At 63.1% G+C, this 17,484-nt stretch carries 15 protein-coding genes, 1 other RNA gene and 1 pseudogene; 13 read left to right on the forward strand and 4 right to left on the reverse strand.

Annotated elements, in window-relative coordinates; translation table 11 throughout:
- Positions 1-28: 28 nt before the first annotated feature.
- Positions 29-757 carry a 3-deoxy-manno-octulosonate cytidylyltransferase gene (locus NKJ81_RS11395; protein ID WP_352470034.1) on the reverse strand — a complete coding sequence of 243 codons (729 nt, stop codon included), beginning with the start codon at positions 755-757 and terminating at the stop codon, positions 29-31.
- Positions 758-949: 192 nt separating this feature from the next.
- On the opposite strand from NKJ81_RS11395, the gene NKJ81_RS11400 reads away from it, so the two are divergent.
- The 7 genes from NKJ81_RS11400 (at position 950) to NKJ81_RS11430 (ending at position 10,706) form a co-directional block, all read left to right on the forward strand.
- Positions 950-1,603, forward strand: a complete 654-nt coding sequence (locus NKJ81_RS11400) for a c-type cytochrome (RefSeq protein ID WP_352540486.1) — start codon at positions 950-952, stop codon at positions 1,601-1,603.
- 174 nt (positions 1,604-1,777) lie between these two features.
- Entirely contained in the window at positions 1,778-3,661 is a 1,884-nt protein-coding gene (locus NKJ81_RS11405) for an extracellular solute-binding protein (RefSeq protein WP_352540487.1), read from the forward strand.
- Positions 3,661-5,529, forward strand: a complete 1,869-nt coding sequence (locus NKJ81_RS11410; protein ID WP_352540488.1) for an extracellular solute-binding protein — start codon at positions 3,661-3,663, stop codon at positions 5,527-5,529. Before NKJ81_RS11405 ends, NKJ81_RS11410 begins: the two co-directional genes overlap by 1 nt.
- Before the next feature lie 279 nt (positions 5,530-5,808).
- On the forward strand, positions 5,809-6,903 hold the full coding sequence (locus tag NKJ81_RS11415) for a microcin C ABC transporter permease YejB (RefSeq protein ID WP_352470038.1): 1,095 nt from the start codon (positions 5,809-5,811) through the stop codon (positions 6,901-6,903).
- A complete protein-coding gene (locus tag NKJ81_RS11420; protein ID WP_352540489.1) occupies positions 6,903-8,042 on the forward strand; it encodes an ABC transporter permease in 1,140 nt (379 codons plus the stop codon). The genes NKJ81_RS11415 and NKJ81_RS11420 overlap by 1 nt, the downstream gene beginning before the upstream one ends.
- Positions 8,039-9,670 carry an ABC transporter ATP-binding protein gene (locus NKJ81_RS11425; RefSeq protein ID WP_352540490.1) on the forward strand — a complete coding sequence of 544 codons (1,632 nt, stop codon included), beginning with the start codon at positions 8,039-8,041 and terminating at the stop codon, positions 9,668-9,670. Before NKJ81_RS11420 ends, NKJ81_RS11425 begins: the two co-directional genes overlap by 4 nt.
- Before the next feature lie 94 nt (positions 9,671-9,764).
- Positions 9,765-10,706: a 2-hydroxyacid dehydrogenase gene (locus NKJ81_RS11430; protein ID WP_352455091.1), complete on the forward strand. Its 942-nt coding sequence runs from the start codon at positions 9,765-9,767 to the stop codon at positions 10,704-10,706.
- Positions 10,707-10,731: 25 nt separating this feature from the next.
- On the opposite strand, the gene NKJ81_RS11435 is transcribed toward NKJ81_RS11430, so the two are convergent.
- The 3 genes from NKJ81_RS11435 to NKJ81_RS11445 are packed head-to-tail and all read right to left on the reverse strand — an operon-like array spanning position 10,732 to position 12,459.
- Entirely contained in the window at positions 10,732-11,034 is a 303-nt protein-coding gene (locus tag NKJ81_RS11435; RefSeq protein WP_023676866.1) for a Dabb family protein, read from the reverse strand.
- A 25-nt stretch (positions 11,035-11,059) separates the two neighbouring features.
- Positions 11,060-12,001, reverse strand: coding sequence for an NAD(+) diphosphatase (gene nudC, locus NKJ81_RS11440; RefSeq protein ID WP_352470042.1), 942 nt, complete (start codon positions 11,999-12,001; stop codon positions 11,060-11,062).
- Between the two features lie 38 nt (positions 12,002-12,039).
- On the reverse strand, positions 12,040-12,459 hold the full coding sequence (locus NKJ81_RS11445; protein WP_023676868.1) for an HIT family protein: 420 nt from the start codon (positions 12,457-12,459) through the stop codon (positions 12,040-12,042).
- A 358-nt stretch (positions 12,460-12,817) separates the two neighbouring features.
- Between NKJ81_RS11445 and ffs the strand changes: the two genes are divergently transcribed.
- The 6 genes and pseudogenes from ffs to NKJ81_RS11475 form a co-directional block, all read left to right on the forward strand.
- Positions 12,818-12,914, forward strand: an RNA gene (ffs, locus tag NKJ81_RS11450) — signal recognition particle sRNA small type.
- Positions 12,915-13,018: 104 nt separating this feature from the next.
- Positions 13,019-14,851, forward strand: a complete 1,833-nt coding sequence (locus NKJ81_RS11455) for a DNA polymerase III subunit gamma/tau (RefSeq protein ID WP_352540491.1) — start codon at positions 13,019-13,021, stop codon at positions 14,849-14,851.
- Between the two features lie 31 nt (positions 14,852-14,882).
- A complete protein-coding gene (locus tag NKJ81_RS11460) occupies positions 14,883-15,206 on the forward strand; it encodes a YbaB/EbfC family nucleoid-associated protein (RefSeq protein ID WP_023676870.1) in 324 nt (107 codons plus the stop codon).
- A 221-nt stretch (positions 15,207-15,427) separates the two neighbouring features.
- The gene (locus tag NKJ81_RS11465) at positions 15,428-16,366 is read left to right on the forward strand and encodes a cell wall hydrolase (RefSeq protein WP_352540492.1); all 939 of its coding nucleotides are present in this window, start codon (positions 15,428-15,430) and stop codon (positions 16,364-16,366) included.
- 242 nt (positions 16,367-16,608) lie between these two features.
- Positions 16,609-17,214, forward strand: coding sequence for a recombination mediator RecR (gene recR, locus NKJ81_RS11470; protein ID WP_023676872.1), 606 nt, complete (start codon positions 16,609-16,611; stop codon positions 17,212-17,214).
- 28 nt (positions 17,215-17,242) lie between these two features.
- Positions 17,243-17,484 (forward strand): annotated as a pseudogene (locus tag NKJ81_RS11475) (hypothetical protein); the annotation flags it as partial.

Raw genomic sequence — 17,484 nt, forward strand, 5'->3', positions numbered from 1 at the left:
GCGGAGTCTCGGGAATTGAGGGAATTTCTTAGTCGGAAAGGAGCGCCCTGGCGCGTTCGAGATCGTCCGGCGTGTCGACGCCAAGCGGCACCGACTGCACGATCTCCGCATCGATGCGCATGCCGGCCTCAAGCGCCCGCAACTGCTCCAGCCGCTCGCGGCGCTCCAGCGGCGACGGCCTCAGCGCAACGAAGCGTTCGAGCGCGGCGCGGCGATAGGCATAGAGGCCGATATGATGGTAGAGCGGGCCTTCGCCCCAAGGGGCGGTGGCGCGGGTGAAATAGAGCGCCCTGAGCCGCGTCGTCGAGAGTGGCGAGCCGACCAGCTTGACGACGTTCGGATTGGTCTTTTCCTCGTCGCGTACGATCTCGACGCAGAGCGTGGCGATATCCACCGCTGCGTTCTCGAAAGGCTTCAGCGCGGCGCCGATAACAAGGGGGTCGATGGTCGGCAGATCGCCCTGCACATTAACGATGGTCTCGACGCTGTTGCCAGGGTCGAGAATGGTCAGCGCTTCGAAGATGCGGTCGGAACCGGTTTCGTGGTCCGCCCGCGTCATCACCGCCTCGAAACCATGCGCGCGCACCGCCCCCGCAACGCCCTGCGTGTCGGTGGCGACGACGACCCGGCCGAGCCCGGCATCGGCAGCACGGCGAGCGACGTGGACGATCATCGGAGTGCCGGCAATGTCGGCCAGCGGCTTGCCCGGCAGGCGGGTCGAGGCCATGCGGGCCGGGATCAGGATGAGCGTGGACATGAGGCGGGCAGGGGCTCGAAAAAGAGGGGGACAAAAGTGGCAAAAGGTCTCACCGGCAGCGCCCTTATAGGTGTTGCAACGCCGGAGCAAAAGACCTAGTTTCCGCGCGATTTGACCGCCTCGCAGGGTGGTTCACGATACCGACGGACGGAGTGGACGGATCGGTCCGCCGGAAAAGGGAGCCTGGGGCGTATGGATTCCAACGAAGTCAACAAGCTGCTCGCCGGCTTTCTCGGCACCGTGTTCATCGTCTTTTCCGTTGGCATCGTGTCCGACGCGCTGTTCGCCTCGCCGGCGCCTGAAAAGCCCGGCTTCGCCATCGAGGCGACCGAGCCCGCCGAAGGCGGCCCGGCCGCTCCCGCCGCGGCCGTGAAGCCGATCGCCGAGCTGCTGACCACCGCCAACGCCGAAGCGGGCGCCGCCATCTTCAAGAAATGCCAGGCTTGCCACTCCGGCGAAAAGGGTGGCCCCAACAAGGTTGGGCCCGATCTCTGGGACATCGTCGACCGTCCGGTCGCCGAGCATGAGGGCTTTGCCTATTCGGCCGGCATGAAGGAGTTCTCCAAGGGCGGCAGCGAGAAGTGGACCTACGACAATCTCAACCACTTCATCACCTCGCCGAAGAAGTTCGTGAAGGGCACGGCGATGGGCTTCGCTGGCCTGCCGAAGGATGAGGACCGCGCCAACGTCATCGCCTATCTGCGCACGCTGTCGGACAATCCGAAGCCGCTGCCGGCGCCCGGCGCCTCGGCCGAAAACGCGCCCGCCAAGCCGGCCGAAGGTGCAGCCCCTGCCAAGCCGGCAGAAGGCGCGGCGCCAGCCGCCCCGGCGGCGCCCGCAAAATAACAAAACTGTAATGACATTATCCTTGAAAAAGCCGGGTTCAGCCCGGCTTTTTCGTTAGGAAAAATGCATATGCGACGACAAAGCCGCTCGGTTGCGGTTTTCAGCGCCGCCAAATGATCTAGATTGGGCCCCAGACGCTATGGTGACGGCGCTATATCGCGAAGAGGAGAACGCATGACGGTTGGCCGAGCGCGGACGCTTCTGAAATCGGTGCTGATGCTGGCTGCTTTTGCCGGCGGCCTGCAGGCGGCCTTCGCGGACGAATGGCGCACGACCTCGTCGCTGATCGGCGAATCCAAATACGGCGATAATTTCCAGCACTACGATTACGTCAATCCGGATGCACCGAAGGTCGGCACAGTGAACTCAGTGGTGCTCGGCACGTTCGACAGCTTCAATCCTTACATCGTGCAGGGTTCGCCGGCCGCCGGCTTCGCGCAGTTCGGCGGCGGCCTGCTCTACGACACGCTGATGGAGCAGGCGACGGATGAGGGCAGCGTCAACCATCCGCTGATCGCCGATGCCTACAAATACCCGGCCGACTATTCCTCGGCGACCTACCGGCTCGACCCGCGCGCCAAATGGCATGACGGCCAGCCGATCACCACCGACGACGTGATCTGGTCGTTCCAGGTGCTGAAGGCGAACAGCCCGATGTACAGCCGTTATTTCGAGAACGTCACCGACGCGGTTGCGATCTCCGATCGCGAGGTGGAGTTCCATTTCAACCAGAAGGGCAATCGGGAGTTACCTCAGATTCTCGGCGGTCTCGTCGTGCTGCCCAAGCACTGGTGGGAAGGCACCGACGCCAACGGCAAGAAGCGCGACGTCACAAAGCCGACGCAGGAGCCGCCGCTCGGCTCGGCCGCCTACAAGATCGCCAGCTTCAAGCCGGGGTCCGAAATCATCTGGCAGCGCGTGCCGGACTACTGGGCGGCCAAGCTGCCGGTGAAAGTTGGCCGTGAGAATTTCGACAGGCAGCGTTTCACCTATTTTCTCGACGACAATGCCGCCTGGCAGGCCTTCACCAAGGGCGGGCTGGACGACATCAAGCCGGAGAACAGTTCGAGGCGCTGGAACACGGCCTATGACTTCCCGGCGGTCAAGGCCGGCGACGTCATCAAGAAGGAATTCAAGACCGCGTCGCCCGAACCGATGCAGGCCTTCATGCTCAACACCAGGCGCCCGCTGTTTAGGGATCGCCTGGTGCGCGCCGCGCTGATGTATCCGTTCGATTTCGAGACGATGAACCGGACGCTGTTTTTTGGCTCCAACACCCGCACCAGCAGCTATTTCCAGGGCACTGAGCTGGCGTCGAGCGGCCTGCCGCAAGGCAAGGAACTGGAAATCCTCGAGCAGTACCGCGACAAGCTGCCGCCTGAAGTCTTCACCCAGGAATTCAAGCTGCCGGTCTACGACACCGCCCAGGCGGAGCGCAAATACCTGAAAACCGCGGTCGATCTGTTCGCCAAGGCAGGCTGGGTGATCAAAGGCGGCAAGATGGTCAACGCCAAGACCGGCGAACCGTTCAAGTTCGAAATCCTCGGCTGGAACGACACCGACCAGGTCATCGCCAGCCCCTACATCGCCAATCTGCGCAAGATCGGGGTCGACGCGACGCTGCGCCTCATCGATCAGACCCAGTATATCAACCGAGTCACTCACTTCGACTTTGACGTGGTCACTTCGATACTCGGGCAGTCGGACTCTCCCGGCAATGAACAGCGCGATTTCTGGAGTTCCAAGGCCGCCGATTCGCCGGGATCGCGCAATTACGCCGGCATCAAGAATCCGGTCGTCGATGCGCTGGTCGACCGGATCATCTATGCCACCGACCGCGACGATCTGGTTGCCGCCACCCATGCGCTCGACCGGGTGCTGTTGTGGAATTTCTACGTCGTGCCGCAATATTACCGTGCCGTGGTCTGGCTCGCCTACTGGAACAAGTTCGGCATGCCGGAGAAGCAGCCCGCCTATAGTGGCGTCGACCAGAATTCCTGGTGGGTCGATCCGGTCAAGGAAAAGGCGCTGGCGGCCAAATACAAGAGTGGCAATTGATGACGGCGCTGCCCCGTCGCGACTTCCTCGCCCTGGGCGGTGCCGCCGCCGCTGCGGCACTGCTGCCAGGCCGAGCTTTCGCCGCCATTCCGACCGGCGTGAAACTGCACGGGTTGTCGGCTTTTGGCGATCTCAAATACGGGCCGGATTTCACGCATTTCGACTATGTCAATCCGGACGCTCCCAAGGGCGGCCGGATGAATTTCGCCCCGCCGAACTCCACCCTCAATCAGAGCTTCCTGACTTTCAACACGCTGAACTCGCTGGTGTTGAAAGGGGATTCGCCGCCGCGCACCGAGCTCTGCTTCGATTCCCTGATGGCAAGGGCAGTCGATGAGCCGGATGCGGTCTACGGCCTGCTTGCCGAATCCGTCACCTTGTCGCAGGACCGCAACGGCTTCCGCTTCAGCCTGCGGCCACAAGCGCGCTTTCATGACGGCTCGCCGCTGACGGCTGAGGACGTTGTCTTCGCCTTGAACCTCTACAAAGACCGGGGACATCCGAACCTATCCCAAGCACTGCGGCATATGACGGATGCGGTCGCAATCGATCCGCTTACAGTCAGCCTTACCTTCAACGGCCAGCAGTCCGCGCAGAATATCCTCGCCATCGTCGTAATGCCGATCGTGTCCAAAGTTTTCTACACGGCCAATGATTTCGACGCCTCGACGATGACCCCACCGCTCAGTTCCGGACCGTACAGAGTGGGGCGGGTGGTGGCCGGGCAGACTGTCGAATATGAACGCGTCGCCGATTATTGGGGCCGCGATCTGGCCGTGAACCGCGGGCTTAATAATTTCGACCGTATCCGTATCGATTTCTACCTTGATCGCCAGGCAGCGTTTGAAGCGTTCAAGAAAGGGGATACGCATTTTCGCGAGGAGTTCACCGCGCGGGTATGGGCGACCGGCTACGACTTTCCAGCGCTGAAGGATGGCAGGGTCGTCAAACGCGAATTTCCCGGCGAGAAAACGCCATCCATGCAGGCTGTCGCACTCAATCAGCGCCGTCCGCAGTTCCGCGACATTCGCGTGAGACAGGCAATCGCCTATTGCTTCGACTTCGAATGGACCAGGCGGGTTCTGTTTTTCGACTCCTACGAGCGTTCGCAATCGAACTTCGAGCGGTCGGACTACAAGGCCAAGGGCCTACCCTCACCCCAGGAATTGAAACTGCTGGAGCCGTTTCGAGCCGAGTTGCCGCCGGAGACCTTCGGCGATCCGGTGATGCAACCCGTCTCCGACGGTTCGGGCCACGACCGCAAGCTGCTGCGCGAGGCTTCGAGACTGCTTGCCGAAGCCGGCTGGAAGCGAACGGGCAATTTCGTCGTCAATGACAAGGGCGACCGGCTGCGGGTGGAAATGCTGGCCGAGGACGATGGCCTCGTTCGCATCTTCCTTCCGTGGTCCGAGAATATGAAGGCGATCGGCATCGACGCTTCGGTCCGGCAGGTCGATTCGGCGCAGTTTGAAGCGCGGCAGAGCAATTTCGACTTCGACTTCAACATGCTCGCATGGTCGATCGGAGCGACGCCAACCGCCGATGGTTTGGAGATCCTCTATGCTTCCCGGATGGCGAAAACGCCGGGGATGCGCAACTATCCGGGTACGAAAAGCAAAGCCATCGACGCGCTGATCGAGGCAGCCGCCAAGGCGCAGAGCCGGATCGAACTCGTCACCGCGCTCAACGCGCTCGATCGGGTCTTGCGCGCGCGGCTAGACTGGATTCCAACATACCATCTGGCGAATCACCGGGCGGCCTTCTGGGACATGTTCGGCTTTCCCGCTCAAAAGCCGGATTACGACTTTCCGGTCGAGACGTCGTGGTGGTTCGACAAAGACAAGGCGGCAAAAATTGGCAAAGCCTGAATTTCTTGCGAGCGCTGGCGCCGCCCCTCACCTGCCTGCCGGCATACTCTCCCCGTATAGCGACGGGGAGAGGGGCGCCTTCATCGATGGTTTCGCCGACCATAAGCGTCGCTATAGAAGCGCCGAGACTACGGCCAGCCCCTTTCTCCCCGTCACTATACGGGGAGAAATGTCCGGCAGGGCAATGAGGGGCGGCACCGTCTTCGGCAATTGGCCTGGGGCGATTGCCTTAGGGGCACCTTCAGACACAATGGTCGTCCTCAAGGAGGGTAAAGCCTGATGGGCGCCTACATATTGCGCCGCATCCTTTTGATGATCCCGACCCTGTTCGGTATCATGGCGGTGTCATTTGCCGTCATCCAGTTTGCTCCAGGCGGGCCGGTCGAGCAGGTCATCGCCAGGCTGACCAACCAGGGCGGCAGCGATCGCCTCGGCGGCGGCGGCGGTGATGCCGGCGGCGCCAATGTCGATGTCGCCGGCGACGTCGGCTCGAAATACCGCGGCGCGCAAGGGCTCGATCCCGAATTCATCAAGAAGCTGGAGAAGCAGTTCGGCTTCGACAAGCCGCCGCTCGAGCGCTTCGGCATGATGCTGTGGAACTATCTCCGCTTCGATTTCGGCGACAGCTATTTCCGCGACATATCGGTGCTCGACCTGATCCTGGAAAAGATGCCGGTGTCGATCTCGATCGGGCTGTGGATCACGCTCTTGTCCTATCTGATCTCGATCCCGCTCGGCATCCGCAAGGCGGTCAAGGACGGCTCCACCTTCGACGTCTGGACCAGCGGCGTCGTCATCGTCGGCTACGCCATTCCTGGGTTCCTGTTCGGCATTTTGCTGATGGTGCTGTTTGCCGGCGGCTCGTTCTGGGACTGGTTTCCGCTGCGCGGCATCACCTCCGACAATTGGGACCAGCTGTCGTGGCCGGCGCGGATCGTCGACTATTTCTGGCATATGACCTTGCCGCTGACCGCGCTGGTATTATCGGCCTTCGCCACGACGACGCTTTTGACCAAGAATTCGTTCCTCGAGGAAATCCGCAAGCAATATGTGGTCACAGCCCGCGCCAAGGGCCTGTCGGAGCGGCAGGTGCTTTATGGCCACGTCTTCCGCAACGCCATGCTGATCGTCATCGCCGGTTTCCCCGGTGCCTTCATCTCGGCCTTCTTCACCGGCTCGCTGCTGATCGAGAACATATTTTCGCTCGACGGCCTCGGCCTGCTCGGCTTCAACTCGGTGGTGCAGCGCGACTATCCGGTAGTCTTCGCCAATCTCTACATATTCTCGCTGCTTGGCCTGTTCGTCGGGCTTTTGTCCGACCTGATCTATACCTGGGTCGATCCGCGCATCGATTTCGAGCGGAGAGACGTCTGATGGCGCGGACCATGGCCGAAACGGCGCCGGCTCGGATCGCGCGGCCCTTTCTGTCGCCGCTCAACCAGCGGCGCCTGCAGAACTTCAAGTCCAACCGGCGCGGCTACTGGTCGTTGTGGATATTCCTGTTCCTGTTCGTGCTGTCGCTGGTTTCGGAATTGGTCGCCAACGACAGGCCGATCATCGCCTCCTACAAGGGCGAGATCCTGTTTCCGGTCCTGGTCGCTTATCCCGAGGAGAAGTTCGGCGGCTTCTATGCCGTCACCGACTACCGCGATCCGGTGATCCAGGACGAGATCAACGCCAATGGCTGGATGGTCTGGCCGCCGGTGCGCTACTCCTACCAGACCGTCAACAACGCTATTCCCGAAGCAGCACCGACCAAGCCGTCCTGGCTCTACGACAAGAAGACGCGCTGCAACCAGTATCCGAAAGGCGAGGCAGACCCCAATTGCAACGTCGGCAACTGGAACTGGCTGGGCACCGACGACCAGGCCCGCGACGTGCTGGCGCGCGTCATCTACGGCTTCAGGGTATCGGTGCTGTTCGGCCTGATCCTGACCGCCGGCTCGGCGTTGATCGGCGTGGCGGCCGGCGCCTTGCAGGGCTATTTCGGCGGCTGGACCGACCTTCTGTTCCAGCGCTTCATCGAGATCTGGTCGGCAATACCGGTGCTGTATCTGCTCCTGATCGTCGCCGCCATCCTGCCGCCCGGCTTCTTCATCCTGCTTGGATTGATGCTGCTGTTCTCCTGGGTAGCGCTGGTCGGCGTGGTGCGGGCCGAGTTCCTGCGCGCCCGCAATTTCGAATATGTCAACGCGGCGCGCGCGCTCGGCGTCTCCAACATCACCATCATGTTCCGGCATCTGCTGCCCAATGCCATGGTGGCGACGCTGACCTTCCTGCCCTTCCTGCTCAGCGGCTCGATCTCGACGCTGACCTCGCTCGACTATCTCGGCTTTGGTCTGCCGCCCGGCGCCGCCTCGCTGGGTGAGTTGCTGAAGCAGGCACAGCGCAATCTCAACGCGCCCTGGCTCGGCATTTCCGGCTTCGTCGTCATCTCGCTGATGCTGTCACTGCTGGTCTTCGTCGGCGAGGCCACCCGCGACGCCTTCGATCCGCGCAAGACGTTCAGATGAGCGACACCCCGCTGCTCTCGGTCCAGGATCTCAGCGTCGCCTTCACGCAAGCCGGCGACCAGTCGATCGCCGTCGACCATATTTCCTTCGACCTTGCCAAGGGCGAGACGGTGGCGCTGGTCGGCGAATCCGGCTCCGGCAAGTCGGTCACCGCGCTGTCGGTGCTGAAGCTGCTGCCCTATCCGACCGCCAGCCACCCGTCGGGAAGGATACTGTTCCTCGGCGCCGACCTGCTTGCCGCCGACGAGAGAGACTTGCGCCGCGTGCGCGGCAACAAGATCACCATGATCTTCCAGGAGCCGATGACCTCGCTCAACCCGCTGCATACGATCGAGCAGCAGATCGTCGAGGTATTGAAGCTGCATCAGGGCCTGGGCGATCGCAAAGCCAAGGCGCGCACGCTGGAACTTCTGCACGAGGTCGGCATCCGCGAGCCGGAGAAGCGGCTTGACGCCTATCCGCACCAGCTTTCCGGCGGCCAGCGCCAGCGCGTCATGATCGCCATGTCGCTGGCCAACGAGCCTGAACTTTTGATCGCCGACGAGCCGACGACGGCGCTCGACGTCACCGTCCAGGCGCAGATCCTCGAGCTGCTCGCCGGCCTGAAAAGCCGCAAGAACATGTCGATGCTGTTCATCACCCACGACCTCGGCATCGTCAGGAAGATCGCCGACCGGGTCTGCGTGATGACCAAGGGCAAGATCGTCGAGACCGGCCCGACCAAGGAGATATTCGCCAATCCGCAGCACGCCTACACGCGGCATCTGCTTGCCGCCGAGCCGAAAGGCAAGCCGCCGGCGGCCAACCAGGCCGCCAAGCCGGTGATGGTCGGCAAGGATGTCAAGGTCTGGTTCCCGATCAAGAAGGGCTTCTTCCGGCGCACCGTCCACAATGTGAAGGCGGTCGACGGCATCGACGTCATCGTGCGGGCCGGTCAGACGCTTGGCGTCGTCGGCGAATCCGGCTCAGGCAAGACGACGCTCGGCCTGGCGCTGGCCAGGATGATCTCGTCGACCGGGACCATCCAGTTCAACGGACGCGGCATCGATCAGCTTTCCTTCAACGAAATGCGGCCGTTGCGGCGCGAGTTGCAGATCGTCTTCCAGGATCCGTTCGGTTCGCTCAGTCCGCGCATGTCGGTCGCCGAGATCATCGAGGAAGGGTTGAAGATCCATGAGCCGAAGCTGTCGCCTGATGCGCGCGACGAGCGTGTCGTCGACGTGCTGAAGGAAGTCGGCCTCGATCCGGCGACGCGCAACCGCTATCCGCACGAATTCTCCGGCGGCCAGCGCCAGCGCGTCGCCATCGCGCGCGCCATGGTGCTCAACCCGCGTTTCGTCATGCTGGACGAGCCGACCTCGGCGCTCGACATGAGCGTGCAGGCGCAGGTCGTCGACCTATTGCGCAGCCTGCAGGCCAAGCACGACCTCGCCTACCTCTTCATCAGCCACGATCTGAGGGTCATCCGCGCGCTCGCCAACGAAGTCATCGTCATGCGCAACGGCAGGATCGTCGAGGCCGGTCCTTCCGAACAGATTTTCGGCAAACCGCGGACCGACTATACAAAGGCGTTGATCTCGGCCGCCTTCAAGATCGAAACGGCGCCGGTCGGCATCGTCAGCGAGTAGATTTTCGCCAGAGATCATGCACAAAATCAAAACGCAGCCGCGCCTTGCGCGTCGGGACGCGAACGCTGTTGGTAAAAGGGAAAAACAATCCGCAATGGAAAAAGGCCGCATCCTGCTTGCCCTCACCGGTATTCATCCGCTGCGCTGGCGCGAACTGCTGTCGGCGGAGCGCGAGGTGGTGCTCGAGCCGAACGGCGCCGGCGATCCCTCGATCACCTATGCGGTGGTGTGGAAACAGCGGCCGAACCTGTTGTCGTCGCTGCCCAATCTGCGCGCCATCTTCTCGATCGGCGCCGGCGTCGACCACATCTTCGCCGATCCCACCTTGCCCGACGTACCGGTCGTCAAGGTGGTGGCCGACAACCTGACCCAGTACATGACCGAATACGTCGTCTGGCGGGTGCTCGACCACCATCGCCAAGGCATGCTCTACCGCGCCCAGCAGCAGAAGAAGATCTGGCATGAGCCGCAGCAGCGGCCGGCCAGCGACATCTCGGTCGGCATTATGGGGCTCGGCACGCTTGGCCGCGCGGCGGCATCGGTGCTGTTGTCGCTCGGCTTTCCCGTCAATGGCTGGTCGCGCAGCGATCGGCCGATGCAAGGTGTCTCGACTTACGCGGGCGAGGCCGGCCTGATCCCGTTCCTAAACGCCACCGACATCCTGGTGGTGCTGCTGCCGCTGACGCCACAGACGCACGGTATCATCAACCACGGCGTGCTGAAGGAGCTGCGGAAGCGCAACGGCCTCGGCGGCTCGGTGCTGATCAATGCCGGGCGCGGCAGGCTGCAGAAGGACGCCGACATTTTGCGCGCGCTGGACGACGGCACGCTGAAGGAAGCCAGCCTCGACGTTTTCGAGGTCGAGCCGCTGCCGAAGACCAGCCCGCTATGGAGCCACCCCAAAGTGTTCGTGACGCCGCACGCGGCGGCAACTTCCGATCCGGTCCACCTGGCGCCGATCATGCTGCGCCAGATGGACGCCTTCGAGCGCGGCGAAGCGCTGGAAAATGTAGTGGATCGCGACGCCGGGTATTAATTTTTTAGAGCGCCGCTTTCCAGTCTCAGCCCCAGCCGAGCGGCACGTAGTCGATCTCCATAAACGCCTCGACTTCCGGGATCCAGCGGTCGCGGACGAAGGCGACGTGGTCGGGATGGTCGTTGTAGCCGGAATAGGCCCGCTGATCGGCGAACTCCATCGAGAAGCCGAAGCGGTAGTCGTTCTTGGGACTGACCTGCCGCAACTGCTCGAAATGCGTGACGCCCTTTATCGCCGTGAGAATCCTCTTGGCGTCGGCGAGGAACCGTTTTTCCTCGAGCGAATGCGGCGGGTGTTTCAGCGTGAACACGACGGTGTGACGGATCATTTTCTGCTCCTGCGATGTCTTCGTGTCACGCGCTGTCGGCCCACGCGCGGATCAGGTTATAGGCGATCGCGCCTTTCGGCGGCGTCACCAGGCCGCCCGGATGCTCGCGGGCCAGCATCGAGAGCACCTCGTCGCGAAAGAACCAGCGGCAATCTTCCAGCTCGTTGAGGTCGGGCTGGATATCGTCATTGAGCGGTTCGCCGAAGCAGCCGATCATCAGCGAATAGGGGAACGGCCAGGGCTGGCTGGCGTGGTAGACGACGCGGCCGAGCCTGATGCCGGCTTCCTCCAGCGTTTCGCGGCGCACCGCCGCCTCGATCGTCTCGCCCGGCTCGATGAAACCGGCGAGCGCCGAATACATGCCGGGCCCGAAATGCCGGCCGCGGCCGAGCAGGCATTTTTCGCGTGTTGCCGTCAGCATGATCGCCACCGGGTCGGTGCGCGGAAAGTGCTCCGTACCGCAGGCCAGACAATGCCGCTTGTAACCGCCCGCCCGCATCTCGGCTTCGGTGCCGCATTTGCTGCAGAAGCGATGGCTGGCATGCCAGGCGAGCAGCGCCGCCCCTTGCGCCAGCGCGCCGGCGGCCGCTTCGTCGATCAGCCCCTGCATATAGACCGAGCGATAGTCGATCGCCTTGATCGTCTCGGGAAGCTGCTCGGGCTCGACCCCGGCCGGCACCGCCAGCACCGGGCCGCTTTCGGAAAAACCGAGCAGGACGCCGTTTTCGAGCGATGCTTCGAGCGGCCGGCATTCGGCCACGCCGAACCAGGGGTCGAATGCGCCTTGCGCAAGCTTCAGATAGAGCCGGCCGCCACGCATCAGCAAAAGCCGCGCCGAGGGATCGGCGAGTGCCTTTTCGACGGAATCGTCGGCGCGGTTTTCGGACTGCCGGTCGATAATGTTGCCGGCGAAGCCGACGAACTGGCTCGGCTCGCGCAAGGGCGCGTCAAACAGGCGAAAGCTCATGCAGACTCGGGAAGGTTCAAGGTGGACACGGGAGAGGCTTATAGCGCTGCCTTGATCTTTTCCGCAAACTTGCGAAGGTCGGAGCGCTGATAGGGCTCGCGCAGGCCGTGCCCCCACACCGGGCCAGGCCAGCCGGGATCGCCTTCCGAGCGCGCAATGACGTGTACATGCAGCTGGCGCACGATGTTGCCGAGTGCGCCGGTGTTGATCTTGGTGCAGCCGGTCACCCGCTTCAGCGCCAGCGCCACCATGTTGGTCTCGAAGGTCAGCATCGCCTGGTCCAGCGGCGTCATGTCGTGGATTTCCTCGATGCCCGGCCGCTGCGGCACCAGCAGCAGCCATGGCCAGCGGCGGTCGTTCATGACGCGCAATTCGCACAGGCCGAGCCACATCAGCTGTTCGCTGTCGGCTTCCAGCTGGGCGTCAAGCGTGAATCCGGCCTTGAGGCCCGGCAGCATCGGCGTTTCCCTCACTTTTTGACGTTTTTTGAACTCCATCGACGCTAGAGCGGCTTCCGAAGGGCCGCAAGGGGCCAGCAAGCAACATTGGCCGTCGCGGCGCTGATTGTGCGCGAAGAAGTGAGGCCCGGGCAAATTGCATCAGCTTGGCGCTGCCCCGCCGAGGCGACGATTTTGATCGCGGCCACATTTTGTTCTTGCTTTGTGCCGGCAGCTATGCTACTAATCTCGCTATGGTGATTATTCGCACCAACGACCCGCCCGCCGAGGCGGGTTTTTGGTTTCAGCTTTCGCCGTCGCTCAAGGCCCCTATCATCCGCACTTGCATTTCATCGCCGGATTGCCGATATGGAGGCTGGGAGGTTGGTGGTGGACGGTCCACTCGCCAACCGGGTCAGGTCCGGAAGGAAGCAGCCCTAACGAGCCCGGAACGGGTCATTGTTCCAGCCTCCCGCCTCTTCGCCTTTTGCCCCGACATTGACGGCGCCAAGCCGTGCGGGCGAAACTATGCGCAGGAATCGGCCGCCTCCAGTGGCAGCCCTTGGAGCTTAACGGGCGAATGAGCGAAGCCGGAAACGAGGCCGGGAAATTGGACAAGCCTGCCGCCTACCGCGTGTTGGCGCGCAAATACCGACCGTCGAATTTCTCCGAACTGATCGGCCAGGAGCCGATGGTCCGCACGTTGACCAATGCCTTTGCCACCGGCCGCATCGCCCAGGCCTGGATGCTGACCGGTGTGCGTGGCGTCGGCAAGACGACGACCGCGCGCATACTCGCGCGGGCTCTGAACTACAAAACATCGTCCGTCGACCAGCCGTCCGTCGACCTTGCCGTGCTCGGCGAGCATTGCCAGGCGATCATGGAAGGCCGGCATGTCGACGTCATCGAGATGGACGCCGCCTCGCATACCGGCATCGACGACATCAGGGACATCATCGAGCGCGTGCGCTACGCCCCGGTGTCGGCGCGCTACAAGGTCTACATCATCGACGAAGTGCACATGCTTTCCAACCAGGCCTTCAACGGCCTGCTGAAGACGCTGGAAGAGCCGCCGCCGCACGTCAAGTTCATCTTCGCCACCACCGAAATCCGCAAGGTGCCGATCACCGTCCTGTCGCGCTGCCAGCGTTTCGACCTCAGGCGCATCGATGCGGCAATGATCAAGGCCGACCTTGCCAGGATAGCCGGTCTGGAGGGCATCGAAGTCGAAGACGATGCGCTGGCGATGATCGCGCGCGCGGCCGAAGGCTCGATGCGCGATGCGCAGTCGATCCTCGACCAGGCGATCGCCCATGGCGGCGGCGCGGTCAGCGCCGAAGCGGTGCGTGCCATGCTCGGCCTTGCCGACCGTGCCCGCATCGTCGACCTGTTCGAACATGTCATGAAGGGCGACGTCGCCGCCGCACTTGCCGAATTCCGTGCCCAGTACGATACCGGCGCCGATCCTGCCGCGGTGCTGACCGACCTTGCCGAGTTCAACCATCTGGTCACCCGTCTGCGTTTCGTGCCGGCTGCCATCGACGACGCCTCGCTGTCCGAGGACGAGCGCCGGCGCGGCGCCGATTTCGCCAGCACGCTGTCGGTCAAGGTGCTGTCGCGGACGTGGCAGATGCTCTTAAAAGGTATTCCCGAGGTGCAGACCTCCAACCGCCCGGTCAGCGCCGCCGAGATGGTGCTGATCCGGCTGGCCCATGCCGCCGACCTGCCGACGCTGGACGAGGCGCTGAAATCGCTGGAGAACGGCGGTACACTGCCGGGCGCTGCGCCGCGCGTGAATGGCACGCCGGCAAGCCCCGGCCCGGCAAACCATGCGCCTGCAAGCGGTGGCGCCGTGGCGCAGGCGCTGATGCCGACGTCCAATGGCGGCGCCCAGACAATGCGCCTGGTCGAGACGATGCGCCTGGTCGAGGCCGAGCCCGTGCCGACCAACTTCGTTGCTCCGCCGGAGCCGGCGGTCGAGGCGTCGCCGGTGCCGGTGAAATCGCTGGCCGACATTATCGCCCTTGCCGACGCCCAGCGCGACATGGCCTTCAAGGTGCTGGTGAAGCGTTGCGTGCGCCTGGTGCGCATCGAGCCCGGTCGTATCGACGTCAGCCTGACCGACGATGCGCCGAAGATGTTGCTCAATGATTTGACCGCCAAGCTGCGCGCCTGGACGGGCCGCAACTGGCTGGTGTCGCTGTCGAAGGACGAGGGCGGCCAGACCTTGGCCGAGATGGAATCGACAAAGCGCGAAAACGCCTTCCTCGATGCCAAGAGCGACCCGACGGTCGCCGCCATCCTGGCGCGCTTTCCCGGTGCCAAGATCATCGACGTGCGCATTCCCGACGCGCCGGAAGCCGACGAGGCCGAAGTGCCGGTCGAGCCGCCGGCCGACGACGACGAAACCTGAACAACCAGGACCAGCTGCAAAGGACCGTGCGATGAAAGACCTTCTCGGCATGATGGGCAAGGCAAAGGAAATGCAGGCCAAGTTCCAGGCCATGCAGGATGAGATCGCCACGCTGGAAGCCACCGGGCAGGCCGGCGGCGGCCTGGTCAGCGTGACGCTGACCGGCAAATTCGAGATGAAGTCGCTGAAGATCGACCCGTCGCTGTTCAAGGAAGACGAGGTCGAGATTCTCGAGGACCTGCTTCTCGCTGCCCACAACGACGCCAGGACCAAGGTCGAGCAGATCATGCAGGAGAAGACCAGGGCGCTGACCGCGGGCCTACCGATCCCGCCGGGAATGAAACTGCCGTTCTAAGGTGTGTTGATATCCAGGTGATGCCGGCCTGCAAACGGCGGCTTCCTGCGCTTCCGGTGCTCACGAAACATACGCTCCGCTCCGGTTCTCGGAAGCCCGCCAACTGTGTCTATTGGGCAACTCCCCACACTTAATAACGCTTTAGCCATCTTTTTGCCTGAAAGTGTCTCATTCTTGCCGCAACCAGGGGCGGGCTGGCAGCAGAATTGAGGGGACACCTGTTGATCTCTACCCGATGGAAGACGCCGTTGCGGCTCGGCGTCGTTATCTCGCCGCTGTTTTTGGCCGCTTGCAGTCAGACCGCCTCGCACGGCATGTCCAGCCTGACCGATGCCATTACGCCGAGTTTCCTGAGCTCGCGCTCCTACAATTCCACGCCGAAGGAGAAGGAATGCCTGGAGCGGGCAATGTTCTTCGAGTCCAATCGGTCGAGCCGTGACGGCATGATTGCGGTCGGCACGGTGGTGATGAACCGGCTGCGGTCCGGCAATCACGGCAACACCATCTGCCAGGTCGTCGGCGAGCGCGGGCAGTTCGCGCCGGGCGTCATGACACGGCCGATGAATTCGAAGGCGATGCCCGACGTCGAGGAGGCCGCCGAGGCGGTGCTCAAGGGCGAGCGCAAAGCCAAGCTGAAGAACACCATGTATTTCCACACCGCCGGCCTGCGCTTCCCCTACAAGAACATGCACTACACCATGGTCGCGGGCGGCAATGCATTTTATGAAAAGCGCGGCCGCAACTGGCAGCCGCTGCCGGACGAACCGGTGGTCGCCATGGCCCAAGCCAAGCCGCAAGCGCCTGCCGCTCAGGCCATACTTGTCGCCTCGGCGGAGCCGGCTCGCGAGGTCAAGCCGACATTCGCCAAGGCAACCTATGTGACCGCCGCCGCATCGCTGCCGGCAAAGCAGACAAGGGTGACCGCCGGGATAGCAACCGCGGCGAGGGCGACACCGGAGAAGCCGATGCTTGTGGCGCTGCAAGAGCCAATGCAGGAGCCGGATGCGGCCCGTTTTGGCGGAACCGTGAGCGAGCGGCCTGTCACCTCCTTCCAGGCCGCGCCGGCAGAGCCGACAATGTCGTTCGAGGCGACGCCCGAGAACACCGACGCCATCGGCGCGATGATCGCCGGCCAGACCCGGCCGCTGGAAGAAAACTGAGGGCGGCAGCACTGGCCGCGACGTCGGCCTTCCCTTCTCCCCTTGTGGGAGAAGGTGGCCTCGCGGAGCGAGGTCGGATGAGGGGTGCTCCAGCTTGGCATCGACGGCGCTCCGGCCAACACCCCTCAACCGTCTTGGCGCTGCGCGCCAATCCACCTTCTCCCACAAGGGGAGAAGGGAAGAGCGGAGCCCCTGGCCGCTCAACTGTTCCAAAGCGTGCGGAAAAATCCTAAACCGGTGCGATGTCGAAGCGAATCGCCGGTCCCGAGATCGAACGCCTGATCCAGCTGCTGGCCAAGGTGCCGGGGCTCGGTCCGCGTTCGGCACGGCGCGCAGCACTCCACCTCATCAAGAAGAAGGAACAGCTGCTGGCGCCGCTCGCCGCCGCCATGGGCGAGGCGGTCGACAAGGTGCGCATCTGCTCGACCTGCGGCAATGTCGATACCTCAGATCCATGCATGATCTGCACCGACCCCCGCCGCGACCCCACTACACTCATCGTCGTCGAGGACGTGGCCGACCTTTGGGCGTTGGAGCGGGCGACAGCCATGAACGTGCGTTACCATGTGCTCGGCGGTACGCTGTCGCCGCTCGACGGCATTGGTCCTGATGAGCTAAACATCCGTTCGCTGGTCGATCGCGTCGCCGGTGGCGAAGTCAAGGAAGTGATCCTCGCCGTCAACGCCACTGTCGAGGGCCAGACCACCGCGCACTACCTCACCGACCAGCTTTCCGGCTTCGACATCAAGGTGACGCGCCTGGCGCACGGTGTTCCGGTCGGCGGCGAACTCGATTATCTCGACGAAGGTACGCTGGCCGCAGCACTGAAGTCGCGGACAGTGTTTTGAGGCGAGTTGCGGGGAGAGTGCTTCCGAGATGATTGCGTTCCGTCGCGCCCCCCTCTGTCCTGCCGGACATCTCCCCCTCAAGGGGGGAGATTGGCTGTCGCGCTGGCTTTCGCCAATCTTCAACGGTGCAAGGCTGGAGCAGAAATCGAAGCTGCCAATCTCCCCCCTGTTTGGACCGGAGACATCGCGAACAGGTGTGCGAGGACATCGCGAACAGTGCTCCATGCTATCTCTCGACGAGGTTGAGGTCGATGGTTTGGATTTTCTGAT

The organism is Mesorhizobium sp. M0018, assembly GCF_040323955.1.
Classification (GTDB): domain Bacteria; phylum Pseudomonadota; class Alphaproteobacteria; order Rhizobiales; family Rhizobiaceae; genus Mesorhizobium.

What these genes read in the sequence shown, in the direction of transcription:
- recR (WP_023676872.1), top strand. Translation starts at nt 16,609, where the DNA reads ATGTCGAAGCGAATCGCCGGTCCCGAGATCGAACGCCTGATCCAGCTG.
- NKJ81_RS11425 (WP_352540490.1), top strand. Translation starts at nt 8,039, where the DNA reads ATGAGCGACACCCCGCTGCTCTCGGTCCAGGATCTCAGCGTCGCCTTC.
- NKJ81_RS11455 (WP_352540491.1), top strand. Translation starts at nt 13,019, where the DNA reads ATGAGCGAAGCCGGAAACGAGGCCGGGAAATTGGACAAGCCTGCCGCC.
- NKJ81_RS11410 (WP_352540488.1), top strand. Translation starts at nt 3,661, where the DNA reads ATGACGGCGCTGCCCCGTCGCGACTTCCTCGCCCTGGGCGGTGCCGCC.
- NKJ81_RS11430 (WP_352455091.1), top strand. Translation starts at nt 9,765, where the DNA reads ATGGAAAAAGGCCGCATCCTGCTTGCCCTCACCGGTATTCATCCGCTG.
- NKJ81_RS11405 (WP_352540487.1), top strand. Translation starts at nt 1,778, where the DNA reads ATGACGGTTGGCCGAGCGCGGACGCTTCTGAAATCGGTGCTGATGCTG.
- NKJ81_RS11395 (WP_352470034.1), bottom strand. Translation starts at nt 757, where the DNA reads ATGTCCACGCTCATCCTGATCCCGGCCCGCATGGCCTCGACCCGCCTG.
- nudC (WP_352470042.1), bottom strand. Translation starts at nt 12,001, where the DNA reads ATGAGCTTTCGCCTGTTTGACGCGCCCTTGCGCGAGCCGAGCCAGTTC.
- NKJ81_RS11400 (WP_352540486.1), top strand. Translation starts at nt 950, where the DNA reads ATGGATTCCAACGAAGTCAACAAGCTGCTCGCCGGCTTTCTCGGCACC.
- NKJ81_RS11415 (WP_352470038.1), top strand. Translation starts at nt 5,809, where the DNA reads ATGGGCGCCTACATATTGCGCCGCATCCTTTTGATGATCCCGACCCTG.
- NKJ81_RS11460 (WP_023676870.1), top strand. Translation starts at nt 14,883, where the DNA reads ATGAAAGACCTTCTCGGCATGATGGGCAAGGCAAAGGAAATGCAGGCC.
- NKJ81_RS11435 (WP_023676866.1), bottom strand. Translation starts at nt 11,034, where the DNA reads ATGATCCGTCACACCGTCGTGTTCACGCTGAAACACCCGCCGCATTCG.
- NKJ81_RS11445 (WP_023676868.1), bottom strand. Translation starts at nt 12,459, where the DNA reads ATGCTGCCGGGCCTCAAGGCCGGATTCACGCTTGACGCCCAGCTGGAA.
- NKJ81_RS11420 (WP_352540489.1), top strand. Translation starts at nt 6,903, where the DNA reads ATGGCGCGGACCATGGCCGAAACGGCGCCGGCTCGGATCGCGCGGCCC.